At 51.0% G+C, this 19474-nt stretch carries 12 protein-coding genes; 7 read left to right on the top strand and 5 right to left on the bottom strand.

The features are described from left to right. Nucleotides 1–29: 29 nt before the first annotated feature. Nucleotides 30–2426, bottom strand: coding sequence for a translocation and assembly module lipoprotein TamL (gene tamL / locus BLX24_RS11770; RefSeq protein ID WP_071503346.1), 2397 nt, complete (start codon nt 2424–2426; stop codon nt 30–32). Further along, a complete protein-coding gene (locus BLX24_RS11765) occupies nt 2423–7522 on the bottom strand; it encodes a translocation/assembly module TamB domain-containing protein (protein WP_071503345.1) in 5100 nt (1699 codons plus the stop codon). Before BLX24_RS11765 ends, tamL begins: the two co-directional genes overlap by 4 nt. A 266-nt stretch (nt 7523–7788) precedes the next feature. On the opposite strand from BLX24_RS11765, the gene rpsL reads away from it, so the two are divergent. The 4 genes from rpsL (at nt 7789) to BLX24_RS11745 (ending at nt 12944) form a co-directional block, all read left to right on the top strand. Beyond that, complete coding sequence (rpsL, locus tag BLX24_RS11760; protein ID WP_071503344.1) at nt 7789–8220, top strand: 30S ribosomal protein S12; 432 nt, start codon at nt 7789–7791, stop codon at nt 8218–8220. 61 nt (nt 8221–8281) lie between these two features. Then, the gene (gene rpsG / locus BLX24_RS11755) at nt 8282–8749 is read left to right on the top strand and encodes a 30S ribosomal protein S7 (protein ID WP_071503343.1); all 468 of its coding nucleotides are present in this window, start codon (nt 8282–8284) and stop codon (nt 8747–8749) included. Between the two features lie 152 nt (nt 8750–8901). Next, nucleotides 8902–11313 (top strand): penicillin acylase family protein, encoded by a 2412-nt coding sequence (locus tag BLX24_RS11750; protein ID WP_071503342.1) that lies wholly within the window; start codon nt 8902–8904, stop codon nt 11311–11313. A gap of 95 nt (nt 11314–11408) precedes the next feature. Then, a complete protein-coding gene (locus BLX24_RS11745; RefSeq protein WP_071503341.1) occupies nt 11409–12944 on the top strand; it encodes a M20/M25/M40 family metallo-hydrolase in 1536 nt (511 codons plus the stop codon). Nucleotides 12945–12996: 52 nt separating this feature from the next. On the opposite strand, the gene thiL is transcribed toward BLX24_RS11745, so the two are convergent. Next, complete coding sequence (thiL, locus tag BLX24_RS11740) at nt 12997–14022, bottom strand: thiamine-phosphate kinase (RefSeq protein WP_071503340.1); 1026 nt, start codon at nt 14020–14022, stop codon at nt 12997–12999. Between the two features lie 92 nt (nt 14023–14114). Then, entirely contained in the window at nt 14115–14564 is a 450-nt protein-coding gene (locus BLX24_RS11735) for a hypothetical protein (protein WP_071503339.1), read from the bottom strand. A 152-nt stretch (nt 14565–14716) separates the two neighbouring features. Between BLX24_RS11735 and BLX24_RS11730 the strand changes: the two genes are divergently transcribed. From BLX24_RS11730 to BLX24_RS11720, 3 genes are all read left to right on the top strand, one after another. Next, nucleotides 14717–14953, top strand: coding sequence for a cytochrome b5 domain-containing protein (locus tag BLX24_RS11730; protein WP_071503338.1), 237 nt, complete (start codon nt 14717–14719; stop codon nt 14951–14953). Between the two features lie 76 nt (nt 14954–15029). Then, nucleotides 15030–15890 carry an N-acetylglucosamine kinase gene (locus BLX24_RS11725; RefSeq protein WP_071503337.1) on the top strand — a complete coding sequence of 287 codons (861 nt, stop codon included), beginning with the start codon at nt 15030–15032 and terminating at the stop codon, nt 15888–15890. A 111-nt stretch (nt 15891–16001) separates the two neighbouring features. After that, a complete protein-coding gene (locus tag BLX24_RS11720; protein WP_071503336.1) occupies nt 16002–17069 on the top strand; it encodes a ferredoxin--NADP reductase in 1068 nt (355 codons plus the stop codon). 80 nt (nt 17070–17149) lie between these two features. Here the strand turns inward: BLX24_RS11720 and BLX24_RS11715 are convergent, their stop codons facing one another. Next, entirely contained in the window at nt 17150–19456 is a 2307-nt protein-coding gene (locus BLX24_RS11715) for a M56 family metallopeptidase (protein ID WP_177225826.1), read from the bottom strand. Nucleotides 19457–19474 lie beyond the last annotated feature (18 nt).

Genomic DNA, 19474 nt, shown 5'->3' with positions numbered 1-19474 from the left:
GCGAAAGATGATCTCTTTCGCCTTTTTTGTTAAAACGGATAACCAACGGCTATATTGAGAATCAGGTTTTGCCGTCGCCAGTAGGGGTCACCGAAATCCATTTGACCAAACAGCCAGTATTTGCCATTTGTTTGATAGGGTTTACGAAGGGGAATACCGACGTCAGCCCTTATGAGAAAATAAGAAAGGTCTACACGAAGCCCTATACCACTGCTGACGGCAATCTGCTTATGAAAGTCTTTAGAAAAAATACTGCCCTTTCCGTTCAAAACCTGCTCTTTAAGCATCCATACGTTGCCGGCATCAACAAATAATGCGCCATGTAAATATTGCGTAAATTTAGTGCGGAGTTCTGTGTTGGCTTCAAGCTTCATGTCTCCGCCACCATCAAAAAAGAAAGGTACTTTACCGGTTGTATCACGAGCAGCTGGTCCAGGACCTATGGCTCTGGCACGAAAACCCCGGAGACTATTACTACCGCCGACAAAATACTGTTTTGTGATAGGCATAATAGTAGAGTTTCCATAAGGATTGCCAACGCCTGCAAAAAAGCGACTTGCCCAGGTTATTTTAGGGGATAGTTTGTAATAGTATCTAAGATCCAGATCTGCCCGAATGTATTGGGAAAAAGTATTATTCAAAATACGCTTTGTATCGTATTCATCTGCTTTTATAAGCAAAGAGGCCAAATTACCTGCTGTTTCAGCGGTAAACTGGATACGATAAGTGCTCTTTGAATTGGACCGTAACGGAGAGTTATAAGCCACAGAATAAAGAGTACTTAAAATAAACTGGTCAGTATTAAAATACAGGTTTTCGTATCTTGGCCTTGTTAATGTGTCCACTAATAATGGCAAAAAAAGGTCATTATTAGGGTTCAGGTAAACATAATTTATACTGAATGGGGTAAAGGTTTGCTCAATCTGCTGGTTTTTTCGCCAACTATAACCAAATGAGGTATTTAGTGAGTTTATGCTATAAAAGCGTCCTTTTCTGACAGAATCAGGAATATCAGCCACTCCCGCTGAACCCTGAATAATTCGCTCAGCGCCAACCGTAAAGACCGTTTTAGGCAAAAGCTGCCGTCTGTCGTAATGAAAATTGAGAGGTGACACCAGTCTCGGAAAAGTCAGTGATATATTGCCCCCAAAACGGAAATTACGGGACAAAGCCGCATTGCCACCTAGCTGAAAATCGGTTCCGGCAGTTCCGTTAATGGAAAGCTGCTCCGAGCGGCCAAAGAAGTTACGGTTAAGCCAGCCAAGCGTCAACTGCGAACCTGACAGCCCGTTGGAACGTGTAATACCATCCAGTTCGAGTTTAACAGAACGCTTAGGGTGCGGAGTCAGATAATAGTGTACATCCAGAAAGGCCGTATCACGTTCATAAAGGGGTTCGAAACGGTTCCTGACAAACTTAAATGCACCAACATTAATAAACCGGCTCAGGGTAATATCCTGTCCGCGGCTGTTAAAGCGCCGGCCGGGCTTTAACCCGAGAATGTCATTGAATAGCTGAGGCTTGTAGAGACGGGCCGAGTCAACAATGTATACCTGTCGCAGCGAGGTATCGCCCCTGGCAATATAGGCTTGCGTACGGTTTGTATCATTACGGGACAACTTATCAAGGCTGAAGTTGGTATAAACGTACAGATTACGGATGTAATACTGCTGAAGGGCAGCCGCAGAAATATCCGGCTTAATGGCTACGTAAAGCCGGACTTTATGGTTGTTACGTGCCGTATCGGCCAAGAGGGAAATATAATCCGGTTGAAAATAAAAGAACCCTCTGTTTTTCATGTTCTGGTTAATCCGTTCCCGTTCAACTTTAATATTTTCAAACCGGTAGGGATCTCCTTTTTTGAGCACCGTACGGGGTGAACCGGAGTAAAGTGCTTTGCGCGCATCACTTGAATCAACCAGAAACGTAACGGAATCAATATAATATCGGGGTTGGATGGTAGCCGTATAGACACCCTTTGCCTTATAGCCACTTTCTTTTAGCTCGCCTGTCGCGCTGGAACGGAAGTAACCTTCGTTTTCCAGATAAGCTGCCCATACGATTGCGTTCGAATTAATTGCTTTTGAGCTGGCAAATACCGGCGGCTCTCCCAGCTTTTTACGGAACCACGCTCTGAACCCGTTTTCGCTCCGGGGTTCTCCCGGTAAATAGTAAAGCCCGACTTTATACGGGTAGCCGAAAAGCGTCTTATTCGGTCGTGGCCGGGCCAGATCTTCCAGTCCGGTTTTCAATGCTTTTTGTTCGTCTTTGGAAACACTCGGATGGGCCTTGATGGAAATATCAGTGCCCACGTAAAGCCGTTCATTCGCCGGTAAGTGTTTGGCAATATTACAGGCATATAAAGAAATAAGCAGACCGCCTGAAATAAAGCTTCTGATGATGGAGTTCAGCGCAGGTATTCTCATAAGTCTGAGGCTTTATTTTTGTTAAAAACCTCCTTAAGGGTGTCAAAATCAACAGTGATAATAAATCCGACTCCCGTTTCAATAACATATCCGTAAATAACCCCCTGTGTAGAGTTGGAGGCACTGGCCTGATTTTGCCGGTAACCACGTAAGATATAGCGCCCGTCTTTGCTGAGGTTATAGTTTACAGATAAGTTGTCAAAGACTTCGTTGGGGTTCCGGTTAATGCCCGTGTTGTTTTCTAATTCAAAATTACGGCCAACCGAAACAGACAACCGACCGTCTAGAAATCGTTTTGACAGACCGACGTTTAGGTCAGTACGAGTACCTGTAGCACCTAACGAAGAGGTATTGGCCTGACTGGACGAGAGCAAATTAAAATTAACGTCGACCCCTTTGATAATGCTGGAGGCAAAGCGGTCTAATTGCTCGGTCAGCAGCTTACTGACGCTGGTCCGTGCAATATTTTCGGCATCAAGCCCACCTCCCGAACCACCTGAAAAGAAGTTAGATGAGTTTTCGGCAATAAAACTGTTCAGAATCAAGAGCGCAAATACCTGCTTGTTGATCTGTGACTGATCCTGCCGGAGTGTCGATAGTTTATTGTCGATATCCCGTTTTGTATTCGGATCGATAGCTACGCTGCCGGCTTCTTTAGGCGTTGTAATGTCAAAGCTAAGCTCCGGATTTGACAGGTTGCCGCGCATATTCAGCACAACGTTGAACGGAATGCGGTTTTGGGCTGCTGCACTGGTTTGGCCAGACGATTCATTGGCAATCAGATTGGCCGGCGAAGCCTGCGTTTTGTAGATTGCCGTGATGTTGACGTCAGCCTTCAAGGGGTCGCCGGTAAAGGTGATATAACTGCCCTTGTCAATGGCAAACTGTCGCTTCAACACCTCATAGGTCAGGTCATATTCCCCTTCGGTCACCTCATAGCGGCCAAGTACCTGCACCTCGCCGGCCTGATTGAGCGTAACGTTCAGATTGGCGTTTCCACGGGCCCGCAGGTTATCACCGTTACGCTCGTCAATAACGATGGTGAATTCCGAGCTGTCGTCTACCTCCAGGTTCAGCGAAATATTGGCATTACTCAACTGCTCAAACGCAATCCGTGGGATGGTATCGATTTTGGCCGGTTGCAGGTATTTGTTCAGGGCCAGCGTATCGCCCGGGGCAATGAACGTAACCACCTGACGGGCTTCGTTGGCGTCCAGTGTCTCATCGGGCAGAACCAGCGTTACTTTGCTTTCGCGGTCAACCTTGATGGTGCCTGTTACGGCCGGCTGTGTGCCTTTACCACGAATCCGGAGGTTAGTGGAAATCGCCGCATTACCGTACACATAGTCATTATCTTTCCGGCCGGCATTAAGCACCAGGAAGTTCTTCGCCGTAACGTTCAGGTTATAGCTCACATCCGGCAGTTCGTTCAGGACCACGGTTCCGTTAGTAGTCAATACACGGCCTAACGTATCGCGGACATCAAAGTTGTTGAGCGTGATGGTTTGTCCGTCGAACAGAATACGCTCCTGATCGATCCGGTAAGTAGCATTCAGTTGTTTGATGTTAAACGCTACGGTATCAAACGCCACTGACCCCTTTATCGTTGGTTTTGTCAGCGAACCGTTGATGTCCATGTTACCGGTCAGCTGACCATGCGCCTGCCGCAGTTCACCGAAGCTGAATGCTTCAATGGTACGGGCATCCAGCCGCTGGAGGTTTACCTTCAGATCGAGTGCCTGTTTTTCGTTGTTTGGATTGTAGAATCCGTTCACCTGGACATTATTGTACGGGCCAACCAGCGTAGTATTCACGCCGATTTTTTGATCCGATTGGTTCGTGAAGCGGGCTGTCAGGTTCCCAAGTGGTTTGTCCATCACTTTCAGGCTATCCACGTAGAGGTTACCGAGGAACGAAAGCTCTGAATCTCCCATGTAATCCCGGACAATGACTGTACCATCCATTTTACCGCTGGCCAGCGTGGTATCCTGATTCGCCAGTTTTGCCAGATTCGATAAATCGAGGTTACGCAGTGTAACACGGATTGGTGCATTCGGATACTGCTCAATGCTGTTCGCTTCAACCGACTGATTACTGGAGCGTAGGGCAAAACGGTTAACTAATAAACCTTGCGGGCCATACTGCACAAATCCGGACGTATCAGCACTCCATGGCTGGTAATTTACCAGTACGCCGCGGCGATCCAGCTGTACCTTGTACGTGTCTTTATTAATGGCTACCTGACCATTCACCCCATAGCGGTCGGTGTCAACCGAGTCTTTGGTCGCTACCTGAAACCGCACCAGGTTATTGGCCGCAGTAGCCTTAACCTCTGTTTTTTTGAGCTGAACACTTTGGTTGCGCAGGCCGCTCAGCGAACCATTCAGGGTTAACTGGTTATTAACTGCCCGCAGGCTCAGGCGCGGATTATCGACGGTCATGGTGTCGTATTCAATCACACCGCCAACCATCGTAGCCGAGAACGTTGTATCTTTTGTATTGTCCAGATAGGCCTGCAAACGTACCGGGTCCAGCCGTGTCAGCTCCGGCACAAAGGCTTTGATGAGCGGATGGTTTTTTACTGTGGCATCGACCTTAAAGTCATAGGGCGGGGTAACCGGTTTGTAGGCCAGCTGCGGCAGTGAAACATACCGGCCGATTTCCGACGCAATGATGTCATACAGGCGGTCATAGGCGAAGAGGCCACTCAGCGTCACCTGTCCGAATGGCATGGCTGCGACCACCTCTTTGCGCTCCCCGGTTGCGTTGGCGCGCAGATACAGGGAGTCAATCGGATAATCCTGCCCCTGGTAACGTACCAAAGCATTTTGTGCCTGAATAGTACCGATTGGCCTTGCCGGGTCAGTCGAAGTCATATTAATGACCAGGTTCCCGCGCATCGACAGCGGTTCCTTATAAAAATTAAGCTTCGTAACGTCCAGATTAGCGATGTTGACCGTACCGTTGATGCTCGGGTATTCGGTATTCAGATTTACCTGCGTATTGAGGGCTACCCGTGCGTTCGGATCGTCGAGGTTTCCATCAAGTACCAGATTGCCATTCGCCAGGCGTCCTTCAGCCTGTAGTTTGCTGTACTGGTATTTGTTGTAAGTGGCTTCGTCAATGACAACCTGAAACGACGTATTCATGGTTTTAACGTCAATCCCACGGCCATTTACCGTTGCTCGGCCTGTTGCCGGCCCATACTGCTGGCTCATAAGCCATTTGTTCAGGTCGAAACGGGCAAATTGCAGCGTGCCCTGATAACTTTGGTTTTTGCCGGCCATAAAACCTTGCAGCGTACCATCGAAGCTGGCAGTCCCCCAATCAGTCTGTAGCTTTGTATCAAGGGTTAAATTATTGAGTAATCCCTTCAGGTGACCGGTTAGTCGCAGCTGATTCGGGATACCGATTGAATCGGGGAGAGCGCCTTTCGGCACCAGTTTTTTAATGTCGGCGAGGCGGGTAGTCGCTTCTGAGATGGTCAGGTCAACGCCCATGCGGTCGGTATCCATGACATTGGTCAGACGGCCGGCCGCTTTCAGCCGGGTGCCCGATAGGGTCGACATATCAAACACCGGAATACTGAGGGCTGCGAGCGTTCCGGTAACTGTGCCGTTCACATTGATCGTTGCCCCCTGATTGCCGGCAAACGGCGGGGTCGTACTCAGCGAAGGGACTAACTGCAGAATATCATTAATTGCCAGGGCACTCTGCCGGAGATTGACCTGGACATTGACGCGGCTGGCCTGCGACGGTATACTCAGCTGGCCAAGGGAATCATATCGCAATACCATTTTATCCCGGATCACCGAAGCTTTCTGGCCGGGCTTACCGGTCTGAACCAGTAAATTGGTCAGAGAGGTTGTTGTATTGGCATAAATCACGTCTGCATCGAGCCGCTGGATGCCAAAACCGCTTTTATCCTGAAACTTTCCCTGCCGCAGACGGGCCGAAGTCCGGTCGGGTGTATACGAGATCGCCTGACCGGTCAGCGAAAGTCCGGTCAGATCGAGATGGCTGTAGTCAAGACCTTTGGGTTGGCGGGCCTGCGTCTGATCATCGAAGCGAAGCCGGTTATTGGCCAGCTGTAACTGTTTCAGCGCAACGGACCAACCCGGATCAGTAGATGCTTCCTGCTTCGCTTCCCTGACAATTTCTTTCTTCTGTGCCGTGGTTGTTTTAGCGATAGGGGGCAGCTTTGTAACCGGTTTGGTCAGAATGGCAGCAATATCCGAATGGCTGAGTTGTAGGGAGCGGATACCGATTTTTTGCCCGTTCAGGTAAAAAAAGTCTGATTCCATAGCCAGTGTACCCACCTGACCTCTTGACTGAAAGTTGGCCTCATCAACCTGCACATCCCAGGCAGACCGCCGGATCAGCCATTTGCCCAGCCCCAGATCAAGCGTATCACTGGGGTCAGGGTCACGCTCTTCGGTATCCGGTAAACCCGGATAAATGCGGGCCTTAGCCGTTAACCCGTCAACCGTAACGTTTTTAATATGATACACCGATTTATCCAGAATCGTTTTATCCATATTGGCCCTGAGGCTATCCACCGACGCATTAACATCGGCTCCGGCAACATCGTCTTTGTATTTTATGCGTACGTCTTTCAGGAAAACGGCGGCCAGGTTGAAATCAAGCGGGGCTGCAGCCGTATCCGCTTTCTGGACCTTTTCGCCGGGTTCTTCCGTATCGAACGCATCGACCAGATACTGAAAGTTAAAGGTAGTATCAGGGAGCGTACGGGTAATGTTTAACCGCACCCGTTCCAGATCGATCTGATTGAGCTGAATGCGTCCTTTGGTAAGTCCCCACATATCGAGATCAACAAACAGGCGTTGTCCGGAGAGCAGGGTATCCCCTTTGGGTGTAATAAACAGTACGTCTTCCAGGGCTACATAGTCGGGGATATGATAGGAAACGCGGCCGATCCGGAATGGCGAGCTTAGTTTTTTGGCCAGGTAATTATTGACCTGTTGCGTGACTAATTGCTGTCCCCAGCCGGTTGTGGCGATGACAACGACGAAGCCAGCCACCAGCAGGACAAGTGCCAGTATGATGAGCAATATTGTCGAAACAGCTTTTTTCACAAGTATAGAGGAATGATTGGACTAACGGTATTGACGGCCAAAATAACGATTTGTCATTTAGAAAGGGCCATATGTAAGGGCTAACGTCAATATCGCACATTATGTTACTAAAACTTAGCCAAAACCAGGGACAGGGCATGTCTGCGTAGCCAGAATTCAGGTAGAAAGCAAGAAATGATCCGGGAAATGTTTTGATTTTCAAGGAGGTTTACCTATCTTTGCACCTCAATTTTCGATAAGACTGTAATTATCAATCAATTCTTATAATGCCTACCATACAACAGTTAGTGCGTAAGGGTCGGGAGAAGCTGGTGTGGAAGTCGAAATCACCGGCGCTCGATGCATGCCCTCAGCGTCGGGGTGTTTGTACACGTGTGTACACAACGACGCCTAAAAAACCAAACTCGGCGCTTCGTAAAGTAGCCCGTGTGCGTTTGTCACATGGCAAAGAAGTTAACGCCTACATCCCTGGAGAAGGCCACAACCTGCAGGAGCACTCAATCGTGCTGGTGCGCGGTGGCCGGGTGAAAGACCTTCCGGGTGTACGTTACCACATCGTTCGTGGTGCGTTAGATACTGCCGGTGTAAACGGTCGTCTGCAAAGCCGTTCTAAATACGGTACAAAACGTCCTAAGCCAGGTCAGGCTCCGGCTAAAGGTGGCAAAGGTGCACCTCCGGCAAAAGGTAAAAAGAAATAAAATGAATTAACTGCCCGCCCTATACACAGGTGGCAGAGTAAGATTAACATCTGAAGACACAATGAGAAAGGCAAAACCGCCCAAAAGATATGTCTTACCAGACCCGAAATTCCGGGAAGTTCTGGTAACGAAATTCGTTAACAACCTGATGCTCGAAGGTAAGAAGAGCCTGGCCTATTCTATTTTCTATGATGCCCTGGACGTTGTACAGAAACGTACCAACGAAAACGGTATCGACGTGTGGAAAAAGGCTTTGAACAACGTAATGCCTTCAGTTGAAGTTAAAAGTCGTCGCGTTGGTGGGGCTACCTTCCAGGTACCTACTGAAGTTCGGCCGGATCGGAAAGTCTCGGTAGGCATGAAATGGCTTATCCGTTACGCTCGTTCACGCGGCGAAAAAACTATGGTTGACCGTTTAGCAGCTGAAATCGTTGCCGCTTCAAAAGGTGAAGGTGCAGCTGTGAAGAAGAAAGATGATACGCACCGTATGGCCGAAGCCAACAAGGCGTTCTCGCACTTCCGGTTCTAATTTTCGTTTACGACACCAATTTGAGAGCCTCTCCGGATTCCGGAGAGGCTTTTTTTGTAGCTTATTGCCGGAATCACCGGATGATATGAAAAGTATGTCTGTAATTTGTCCTATTTTTACGGGTAATCATCACATACTATTACCAAATTCCCATGCGTATTTTCAGACAAATTCTGATAACACTCTTTTTGTTGCTTATCCTTGCCGGCCTTAGTATCTGGCTCTGGCTGCGCAGCTTAAATCCTGACTATAACGCCGAGTTAACTCTGCAAGGACTGTCGGCACCTGTCGAAGTACTATACGACGACTATGCTGTACCGCATATTTATGCACAGAACGAAGGTGACTTGTTTTACGCCCTCGGCTACGTACATGCACAGGACCGGCTGTTTCAGATGGAAATGATCCGGCGGCTGGCCGATGGCCGGCTGGCTGAACTCTTCGGTCCTAAGGCCTTACCCTCTGACCGGTTTTTCCGGACGCTCGGTTTCCGTAAACATGCCGAATGGAGCAATGACTCGCTGCGGCGGGAAAATCCGGATGCACCGCACTGGAAAGCGGCCGATGCTTATCTGAAAGGCATTAATGCCTATATTAAGCAGGGCAAAACACCCGTTGAGTTTACGATTGCCGGTATTCCTAAAGCGGAGTTTACGCTGACCGATATGCAGATCATCGCCGGTTATATGGGCTATACGTTTGTCGACGCATTCCGGACGGAAGCCATGGCAACGATGATCCGGTCGACATTGGGCCCCGACTATTTTAATGATGTCCTGAATACATGGCAACAGGGCGATCCTAAAATTCCGGTACAGACAAAACCGGGTGATATTCTGGCGGCCCGGTCGCTGATGCAGATGAGTGAGCAGTTGACACAGCTGGAAAAAGAGGCACCGTTTCCGCCCTACCATGGTTCAAACGGCTGGGTAATCAGCGGACAGAAAACGAAATCGGGTAAACCGATTCTGGCTAACGACACACACATTGCCTTTGCGCAGCCATCGGTTTGGTACGAAGCTCACCTCGAATGCCCCGGCTTCCGGTTCTATGGTAATTTCCTGGCCGGTTCGCCGGTACCGTTACTGGGCCATTCCGAACATGGCGGATGGGGCCTGACCATGTTTGAAAACGATGATGCCGATTTTTTCCGCGAAAAGGCCAATCCGGCCAACCCGGACCAGGTGTGGTATAAAGACCGCTGGGAAAACCTGACTGTCCGCAAGGAAATCATCAAGGTAAAAGGCGAAGCCGACGTAACGCTGCCGGTGAAGCAGTCGCGGCACGGAGTGATTCTGAACGGTTCATTTGATAAAATCGACGGCGAAAAAGAACCGATTGCGTTGTGGTGGATTTATCAGCAGTTTCCGAGCCGGAGTCTGGAAATGTTTTATGGCCTGTCGCACGCTAAAAATGCAGCAGAAGCGAGAAAGGCCGCTGCCCTGCTGACGTCGCCCGGTCTGAATATTATGTGGGCCGATACTGCCGGTAATATTGCCTGGTGGGCAGCGGGGAAATTACCGAAACGTGCGCCCGGTGTAAACCCGATGCTGATTCTGGATGGCTCAACCGGTAAAGACGATCCGCAGGGATGGGTCGGTTTCGACCTGAACCCGCAGATTTTAAACCCCGTGTCCGGCGTATTGTATACTGCCAATAACCAGCCCGACGATATGGGCAATGGCCTGGTCGCCGGGTATTATGTAGCCGGCGACCGTGCCCGGCGCATTGACCAGCTGATTCGCACCTCGAAAAAAGACTGGACTGAAGCCGATGTACGGAATGTAATCAACGACGTGACCTCGCCCGTCAGTGCGTCGCTCATCCACGACATATTGCCTGTAGTAGATAAAAAGAAGCTTACTCCGCTGGCCGCAGCCATGGCGCAGAAGCTGGCTGCATGGAACGGCCGTCATAACCGCGAAGATGTGGAGCCGGCAATGTATTACAAGTTTATTTACACGATTCTGCGGAATACGGCAGAAGATGAACTGGGGGCAGAAGCCTTTAAGGCCTTCGAGCATAACATGAATATGGAACGCAACATGCCGCACTGGTTCCGCAACGATGCCTCGCCATGGTGGGATAACCGGAAAACCCCGGCCAGAGAAACGCGGGCCTTGATTTTTACCGCTTCGTTGAATGAGGCTGCTGCGGCTCTGGAAAAGCAACTGGGGAGTGATGTGGCCAACTGGCAATGGGAGCGTGTCCATACGGTCGAACACAAGCATCCGCTGGGGATTTTGCCGGTGATTGGCAAATGGTTCAGCGTGGGGCCATTATCAGCACCTGGCGGGCGTAATACCATCAACAACCTGGATTTCCCGATGGACTCAACCGGATTATACAAAGTGAGTTATGGCCCTGCCTTACGCCGGATTGTTGATTTCAGCCAGCCGGAAGCGGGCCGCAGTGTATTGCCAACCGGTCAGTCGGGCTATTTCATGAATCCGCATGCCAACGATCAGGCACAGTTATTTGTGGACGGCGGCTCGCGGCCTGAACGCATGAACCGTGCCGACATTGAAAAGGTCGCCATCGGAAAGACGATACTAAAGCCGTGATTGTGTGTACCTGCATGCATAAAAAGGGTGTGCAGGTACACGAAAATAAAGAATGACATAGCAGAAGTTCAAAATACGTTTATTTTTAAGGTACTATGAAAAAACTGCTGTTTAGCCTGACACTCATCACAAGCCTTGCCCGGTTGGGGCATGCTCAGTCATTGACGCCTGACCAACTGGAAACGATCACGCAGAAGCATGTTCGTAAGTCGTACGGCGATTTGTTCAACTTCCTGTCGCTGCCCAATAACGCCCACATAGATGCGCACATCCCGCCCAATGTCGACTGGCTGAAGCAGGCCTTTGCGCAGCGTGGATTTGCGGTAGAGGTGTTGCCGACAAAAGGCGGTCATCCGTTGGTATTTGCAGAACATAAAGCTGATGTCACACCGAAAGGCCAGCTGAAAACGCTGCTGTTTTACATGCACTTCGACGGGCAGCCGGTAAACCCCGCCGACTGGCAGCAGGAATCGCCGTATAAGCCGGTACTGAAGAAAAAAGTGGCAGAGGGTAGTCAGTGGGAAGCAATCGACTGGTCGATACTTCAGTCGAAATATGATCCCGACTGGCGTATCTTCGGTCGGTCGTCGTCGGATGATAAAGGGCCGATTGTGATGCTGCTGAGTGCACTGACAGCCATGCAGGCGGAGAAAATCCCGTTCCGGTACAACATCAAGGTGATTCTGGACAGCGAGGAAGAAATCGGGTCGCCGTACCTGGCCGATGCTGTACTGGCCTATAAAGACAAGCTGGCTGCCGACTTTATGATGATCATGGATGGAGGCCGGCATTTGTCAAACCAGCCGACGCTGGTCTATGGTTGCCGCGGCATCGCAACGGTTACGCTCACGACCTACGGCCCACGCGGGGCGCAGCACAGTGGTCATTACGGGAATTATGCGCCGAATCCGGCTCTCCGGATGGCTCAGCTGCTTGGAAGTATGAAAGACGAAGACGGACGGGTGACGATTCCTGGCTATTACGACGGTGTTACTATTGATGAAGCCGCTGCGAAAATTCTCGCGGCCGTACCCGACGATCCGGCCGAAATCCAGCAGAAACTGGGTTTTGCCGCACCCGACAAAGTGGGCCGGAATTATCAGGAGGCATTACAATATCCGTCGCTGAACATCCGTGGTTTGTCGAGCGCCAACGTCGGGAAGCAGGCCGGAACCGTTATTCCGGATAAAGCTATTGCCGAGCTTGACCTGCGGCTGGTACCTGAGTCGGACCCTGAGCGCCTGAAAGCGCTGATCCGGCAGCATATCGAACGACGGGGCTATCAGGTGATTGACCACGAACCAACGGAAGCCGAGCGGGCGCAGTACCCGAAGCTTATTCAGATGAAATCCGGTGAAGCAGCGATGTTACCGTTCCGGACCGATTTCGGCGGTATCGAAGACAAGTGGCTGACCCACGCCATGCAGCGGGCGTTTGGCCGTGATCCGATCAAGATCCGGATGACGGGCGGCTCGGTTCCGATTGTGCCGTTCCTACGCACCTTAAACATTCCGGCCATTCACGTGCCGATGGTGAATCTGGACAATAACCAGCATGCGGCAAACGAAAACCTGCGACTCGGGAATTATGTGGAGGGAATGAAGACCTGGCTGGCGATTTTTACGGAATAGTGATTGATAAGCAAAGAGCGGCCCAATAGGCCGCTCTTTGCTTATCAATCACTTAAAAATGCCCCCAGCCCTGTGCACGGAGCTGTGAATGCTGTCCGGCACGGGTCGACAGAATAATCTGACTCGGGTCGGCTGTCATATAGCCAATGGCAGTGATTCGGGCATGATTTTTCAGCACGTCAAACTCCTGCGGGCGGACGGTAAACAGCAGTTCATAATCTTCGCCGCCGTTAAGTGCGGCCGTCAGCGCACTGATCTTAAATTCAGTAGCGGCCAGATGCGTCTGATCATCAATCGGGACGTTTTCGTCAAAAATAACGGCACCGGTATTGGATTGCCGGCACAGGTGCATAATTTCCGAAGCAAGCCCGTCAGAAACGTCAATCATCGCCGTCGGGCGCAGGCCCATGTCCCGTAATTCGTGAACAATGTCGGTGCGGGCATCGGGACGAAGCTGGCGCTGGAGCAGATAGGAGCGTTCTTCCGACAGCTCCGGCTGCATGTTCGGATCGGCCATATAAGCCTGTTTTTCGCGTTCGAGCAGTTGCAGGCCCATGTAGGCGGCTCCTAAGTCGCCGGTTACACAGATCACATCGTTGGGTTGGGCCGTATTACGGTACGCAATCAGGTCTTTAGGTACTTTGCCCAGTACCGAAACCGAAATCGTAAGACCGGTCCGGGAAGAGGTTGTGTCGCCACCTATGAGGTCAACTTTATAGGCGTCGCAGGCTGCGCGGATACCTTCGTATAATTCATCAATTGCCTCGACCGGAAAGCGGCTGCTCATGCCGATGCTTACCGTTACCTGCGTTGGAATCCCGTTCATTGCAGCAATGTCGGACACGTTGACGGCAATCGACTTAAAACCGAGATGTTTCAGTGGGACGTAGGTCAGGTCGAAGTGTATGCCTTCAAGCAGCATATCCGTCGAAATAAGGCCGAACTCGTCGCCGCCAAAGTCAAAAACGGCGGCATCATCGCCAATACCCCGGATCGTTTCGGAGTGAACCGGCGGGGGCGTTGCCTGCCGTATCCGGTCAATCAGGCCGAATTCGCCCAATTCTTTCAAATCTGTCATAAGTATGCTGAATCGCTCTGGCTGAGCGGATGGTAATAACAAAAGCCGTTCCTGAAAGAAACGGCTCGGGAAGAAAATATGTTCGTTTCCGGTTACGGATTCGAAAGCGTATAGACGTTGATTGTACCGCCTGTTTTCTGGCTGGCCGTTGTACGGGTCAATTTCAGCTCAGTATCACTCAGGCTGTTGATAGTAAATTCAATCGTACCGTTGGTGCCGGTTGGCTGTGGATTCAGGTTGCTCAGTACCAGGCGGGTGTCGCTCGGAACAGACCATTGTCCTGTAAATCGGTTGCCGTCAAACTCAACTAATGTAGCTGTTGTGGCACTGCTCAGGTCGATTTTAAAACTTGAATAGCCCGGGCGAACATTGTTGGTACCTCCCCGCGTGTAAACAGTTGTCTGGTTTTCGTCAACGATGCGGGCGGTCCAGGCTTTAGCAATCCGCTCAGATACAGGTGGGGTCGGCGTTTTTTTGCACCCTGACATGATGACGAATAAGCCCACTAATAAAGAAAAGGCTACAAGCGAGGTCTTTTTCATGATTGTTAGTAATCGTAACACAAGTGGTTAAAGATACAGTAAATTTGTGTGCATTCGCAAATGGAGTCAGCGTAAGACGGATATTTGACGGGATGAACTGTCATTTATTACGACGATTTGCTGACGAGTGTTGCTAAATTAATAAAAGAACATTGAACGGATTACCGGTTTACACCCGCGCCCAGCTTGCTTTACGGAACGGATCAGACCGTGAAGAAATCTGGATTGCCTGTCGCGGCATCATTTACGATGTGAGCCGCTCAAGGCTTTGGCGTAATGGCAGGCATTATGAACATTGGGCCGGGCAGGACTTAACCGATGAACTGGCCGATGCCCCGCATACGGAACAGGTCTTCGGTCGGTTTACGGCAGTGGGCCGGCTGGCCTGATGCATATCTATAAACGAACGATACCCCCGATTCGTATATGAACTTACTTCATAAGCGAAAGAGGGACTGAAACCATATGATTTTACTAGCAGACAGCGGATCAACTAAAACAGACTGGCGGTTGTTGGCAACCCCTGATTCGGCGCAGCAGGTAATTAGTGACGGGATTAATCCTTATTTCGAAGACTCGGAACAGATTATTACAAAACTGCGGCAACAACTGATTCCGTCAATTGATCCGGAAAGCGTCAGCCGGATTTTTTATTACGGCACCGGATGCAACAGCCCGGCTTCCTGCGGAACGGTCGAAACGGCCCTGCGGACGTTGTTTCCGGGCCTGACGGCTGTAGAGGTCGCCAGTGATATGGTAGGTGCGGCAAGAGGAGCTGCCGGGCAGGAACAGGGGATTGTCTGTATTCTGGGAACGGGTTCGAATGCCTGTTGTTACGATGGCCATGAGATCGTGCGCTGGGGACAACCCCTTGGCTTCTGGCTAGGCGACGAAGGCAGTGGCGGCTATCTAGGCAAAACGCTGGTCCGCGATGCCTTTCAGCACCGGATGCCTGCCGGATTGCGGGAGGTTTTCGACCGGCAGTATCAGCTTGATCGCGCCACACTGCTCGAAAATGCCTACCGGAAACCCTTCCCGAACCGGTATTTTGCGGCGTTTACGCCGTTCTTGTCCGAGCATCTGACACACCCTTACGTACAGCAGCTGGTCCGGCAGGCGTTCCGTGATTTTCTCACTATTTATGTGAAGCCTTTTCCTGAAGCAGCCGATTGGCCGGTACATTTTGTGGGGTCAATTGCCTGGTATTTTGCGGAGATATTGCGGGATGAAGTAACCGGTAACAGCTGTCGCATGGGCGATATTCTGAAAGCGCCGGGCGATGGACTGGTGAGGTATCACCGGCAAATCAGCTCCCGAAACGGATAATTTTTTCTTTTTACAAACTACACCGGGTAGGTCGTTGTTACATAGGCAACCTCACTATTCAATTACTAAGCACAACATGCGCCATGGAGGCCATGTTGCATCGCGTCAATTATGGCAAGTCGTTATTTTCTGAAAGTAAAAGATATTACGCGTGAAACGCCGGATGCTGTAACGGTTAGCTTCTGGCATCCGATCAACGAAGAAGTCCGCTACCAGCCCGGACAATTCCTGACATTTCTATTGACGGTAAACGGGCAGAAAGTGCGCCGTTCGTACTCCATGTCGAGCTCGCCGCATACAGATGTGTCGCTGTCAGTAACCATTAAGCGGGTGCCGGGGGGCCTTGTTTCCAATTATCTGCTGGATCGTCTGAAACCGGGCGATGTGCTGGAAAGTCTGGAACCAATGGGAACCTTTGTTCCGAAACTTGACGGCAGCAACAGCCGGCAGGTGGTACTGATCGGAGCGGGGAGTGGTATTACGCCCTTGTTTTCAATGGCCAAATCGATTCTGCATACCGAACCGAAGAGTAAAGTATGGCTGGTTTATGGCAGCCGGAATCAGGAGTCGATTATTTTCAAGGCCCATCTGGATGCTATGGAGCAGGCATATGGCGTCAATCGCTTTCAGGTCACACACATACTGAGTCAGCCTGAAGCGGGCTGGAATGGTCTGTCGGGCCGTTTAAATCAGCACATGCTGGTGAGACTGCTGGAAGATATGCCGGCTTCAGAGCGGCAGACAGCCAGTTTTTATCTGTGTGGCCCGGATGGTATGATGGACGAAGTTCGTAGTGGCCTGAACATACTCGGCGTCTCAGCCGAACGTGTATTTAAAGAAAGCTTCCTGACAGCGGCTCCCACGCCTGGCGAGGTCGTTGAAAATACAACAGAAGAAAGCAGTGGTACGCCGGAAGTAACGGTACTGTACGAAGGCAGCGAATATAAGTTTCCGGTAGCGCCCCATCAGACCATTCTGGAAGCAGCCCTGGAGCTGGATATCGATTTGCCGTATTCGTGTCAGGCGGGCATGTGTACGGCCTGTCTGGGTATGTGTACGTCGGGTAAGGTAAAACTCGACGAAGAAGATGGCCTGACCGAATCAGAGCTGAAAGCCGGTTATGTGCTTACCTGCGTCGCTCATCCGCTGACAAAAGATGTGGTGATCGAGATTGAGTAAGAGGGAATTAAGGAATAATGAACAATGGATAATGAGTAAGGGGCGACTGTCATTATCCATTGTTCATTATCCATTAATAATCAATCTTCTTCAGGCTTCGGAACGTTGGCTGGAGCTGGTACGCGCTTCCACTTAGTCCTGGTCCGCGGTGCTTTCTGAATCCGTGGAGGAGCCGGCCTCCCTTCAATGGTAATCGGGTCAAGCGGGTCGGGGGGCAGGAGATGGCCTTCGACGGTAACGGGTTCCGGTGGAGCGGCCGGACTTAGCGCATGTGGTGGTTCCGGTGGCGTAGCCAGTGTCGGCACACCGCTTACGACGCGGGGAGCACGAGGTACCCGGGGAGCTCTGGCGGCTCTTGGCGTGCGCGGTACACGGGCGGTGTTGCCGGGCGTGACAACATACCCAAAACCAGACAGGTGTGCATCTGCGCGTGATAAAGCTTCAAAATGCCGTTCCTGCTGCCGCATCAATTCCTCCTGCTGCCGTTCGAGCTGCTCCATCTGACGCTCCAGTTTCTGATAAGGCTGGCGTGCCTCTTCCTGCGTCTGCTGCAGCTTTTCCATGTCTTTGCTCAGGGCTTCAATCTGCGCCTCGCTTTCCTTGATCTTTGCTTCGCCATCACGCATCAGCTTTTCCAGATCGGCCTCAGAGAGTTGTTGCTTCGTCGCGTAGAGAGAGCGCCGGTTTTTCTCAATGACAGCTGCCCGCTGCTCCATCAGCTTCTGTTTCTTCCATTGCAGGAGTTCCTCCTTCCGCTGAAATTCCTCAAGCTTAAAGTTTTCCCGTTCCTGTTGTCGTTGCAGGGCTTCCATCTGTCGGTGCAGTGATTCGGTAGCCTGCCGGAGACTGTCAATCATGCCCTCACTCAGCGTTTGCCGTTGCAACTGTTTCTCATACTGAATTTTCCGGTCGATCAGGGCGCGTTCTTTTGATGTTACTTCTACAGGAACCGAATCCCGTGAAATAGTGTAGTCTGTAACCTTGGCCCAGCCATTCATTGTTAATACAGAATCAGTTATCTGAACGGCTGTAAAATCGGGAAGTTTGCCGGCAAGGATATTGACACCGGATGAGGCGAAGCCTTCCAGCCCACTGGTTAGTGTAAGCGTTCTGTCTGCCATACCCCGACTGCTTTCTATCAAATTCCCCAGCAGTTCCTGTTCTTCCGGATTCTGTACGCTTGTGAGCTGGATGGCACCGGTTTCAAGGTCGCTCAGGAGTTTCTGCATTTTCTTTACACGCTCCGGCGAAAACGTTTCCCCGTTCCAGATAACTGATTCCAGTTGCTTCCCGTCCGAAAACACGATCTCGGTTTTTCCGGTTTTCTTCGGGCGGCTCGTCACTTTAGGTTTGGTTTCATCCGTTATATTTTCCTGAACGGCGTATACCGAAACGCTGAACAGCAGGATGGTTGCCAGGGTCAGACCGGCCAGACTGCGGTTGGAGATAAACGGTTTCACCGGCACACCCAGCATCCGGCGCACCCGGTGCAGCAACTGTTTCCGGTTGGAGGCAAGGCTCATGGCCAGTGCCGGTGACTGCGCAAACTCTTCCACATCGGCCAGTGCCCGGGCCAGAATACGGGCATCCCCGCATACATCAATGGCAATATCATCGCAGCAAAGTTCGCGCTCTTCGCGGACGCGGGCCGATAACCACCACAGCGCAGGGTGGAAAAAGAAGAGCACTTCAATTACCGACTGGAGGATATTGATAGCGAAGTCAGCCCGTTTGATGTGGGCGAACTCATGAGCCAGAACGGCTTCCACCTGGCGCAGGCTAAGTCCGTTGACCAGGCCAACCGGCAAGAGAACCACCGGTTTGATCATACCAATGACCATCGGGACGCGGATCGCCGCCGATTCGGCAATATGGATGACTCGTGTCAGGCCCAGGTACTCCTGCAAGGCAACCGCTAATTCGAGTACTGCCTGATCCGTAATCTGGTAAGCCGTACGTTTCAGGTGCTGAAGATACAGCCAGCCCCCGGCCAGCCGGACCATGAATACCGCCACGCCAATGAGCCAGCAAACCACAATTTCGGGCATATGAGCCTCCACAAACTGCTGTAACAGGGTATACCATGGCATGTGGGTAGCCTGAATCTGCATGGTTGGCGAGAAGGTATAAGGGAATGATCCGGTAGGCATACCGGTTGCGGCCGGCATTTCCCGGAGCGGCCAGTAGTAATACAGAAATGTACCGGCCGATACGATAACCTGTACCAGTAATGTACCAACCCCAAGGTTATAGCGTAGACGGGCACTGCGTTTCCGGAGCAGGTGGAAACCAATCGCCACGGGTAAAACCAGGGCAAACCCTTGCCAGAGGGCATGGACCAGCATCCAGCCAAGGGCCCAGACTGCCGGGTGTGAAAACTGCTGCATGTTCATTAGTGAAATGTG

Origin of the sequence: Arsenicibacter rosenii, assembly GCF_001870735.1 — a bacterium.
Lineage (GTDB): Bacteria > Bacteroidota > Bacteroidia > Cytophagales > Spirosomataceae > Arsenicibacter > Arsenicibacter rosenii.
The sequence above is the reverse complement of the archived record's forward strand: the minus strand, read 5'-3'. Positions and strand labels throughout refer to the sequence as shown.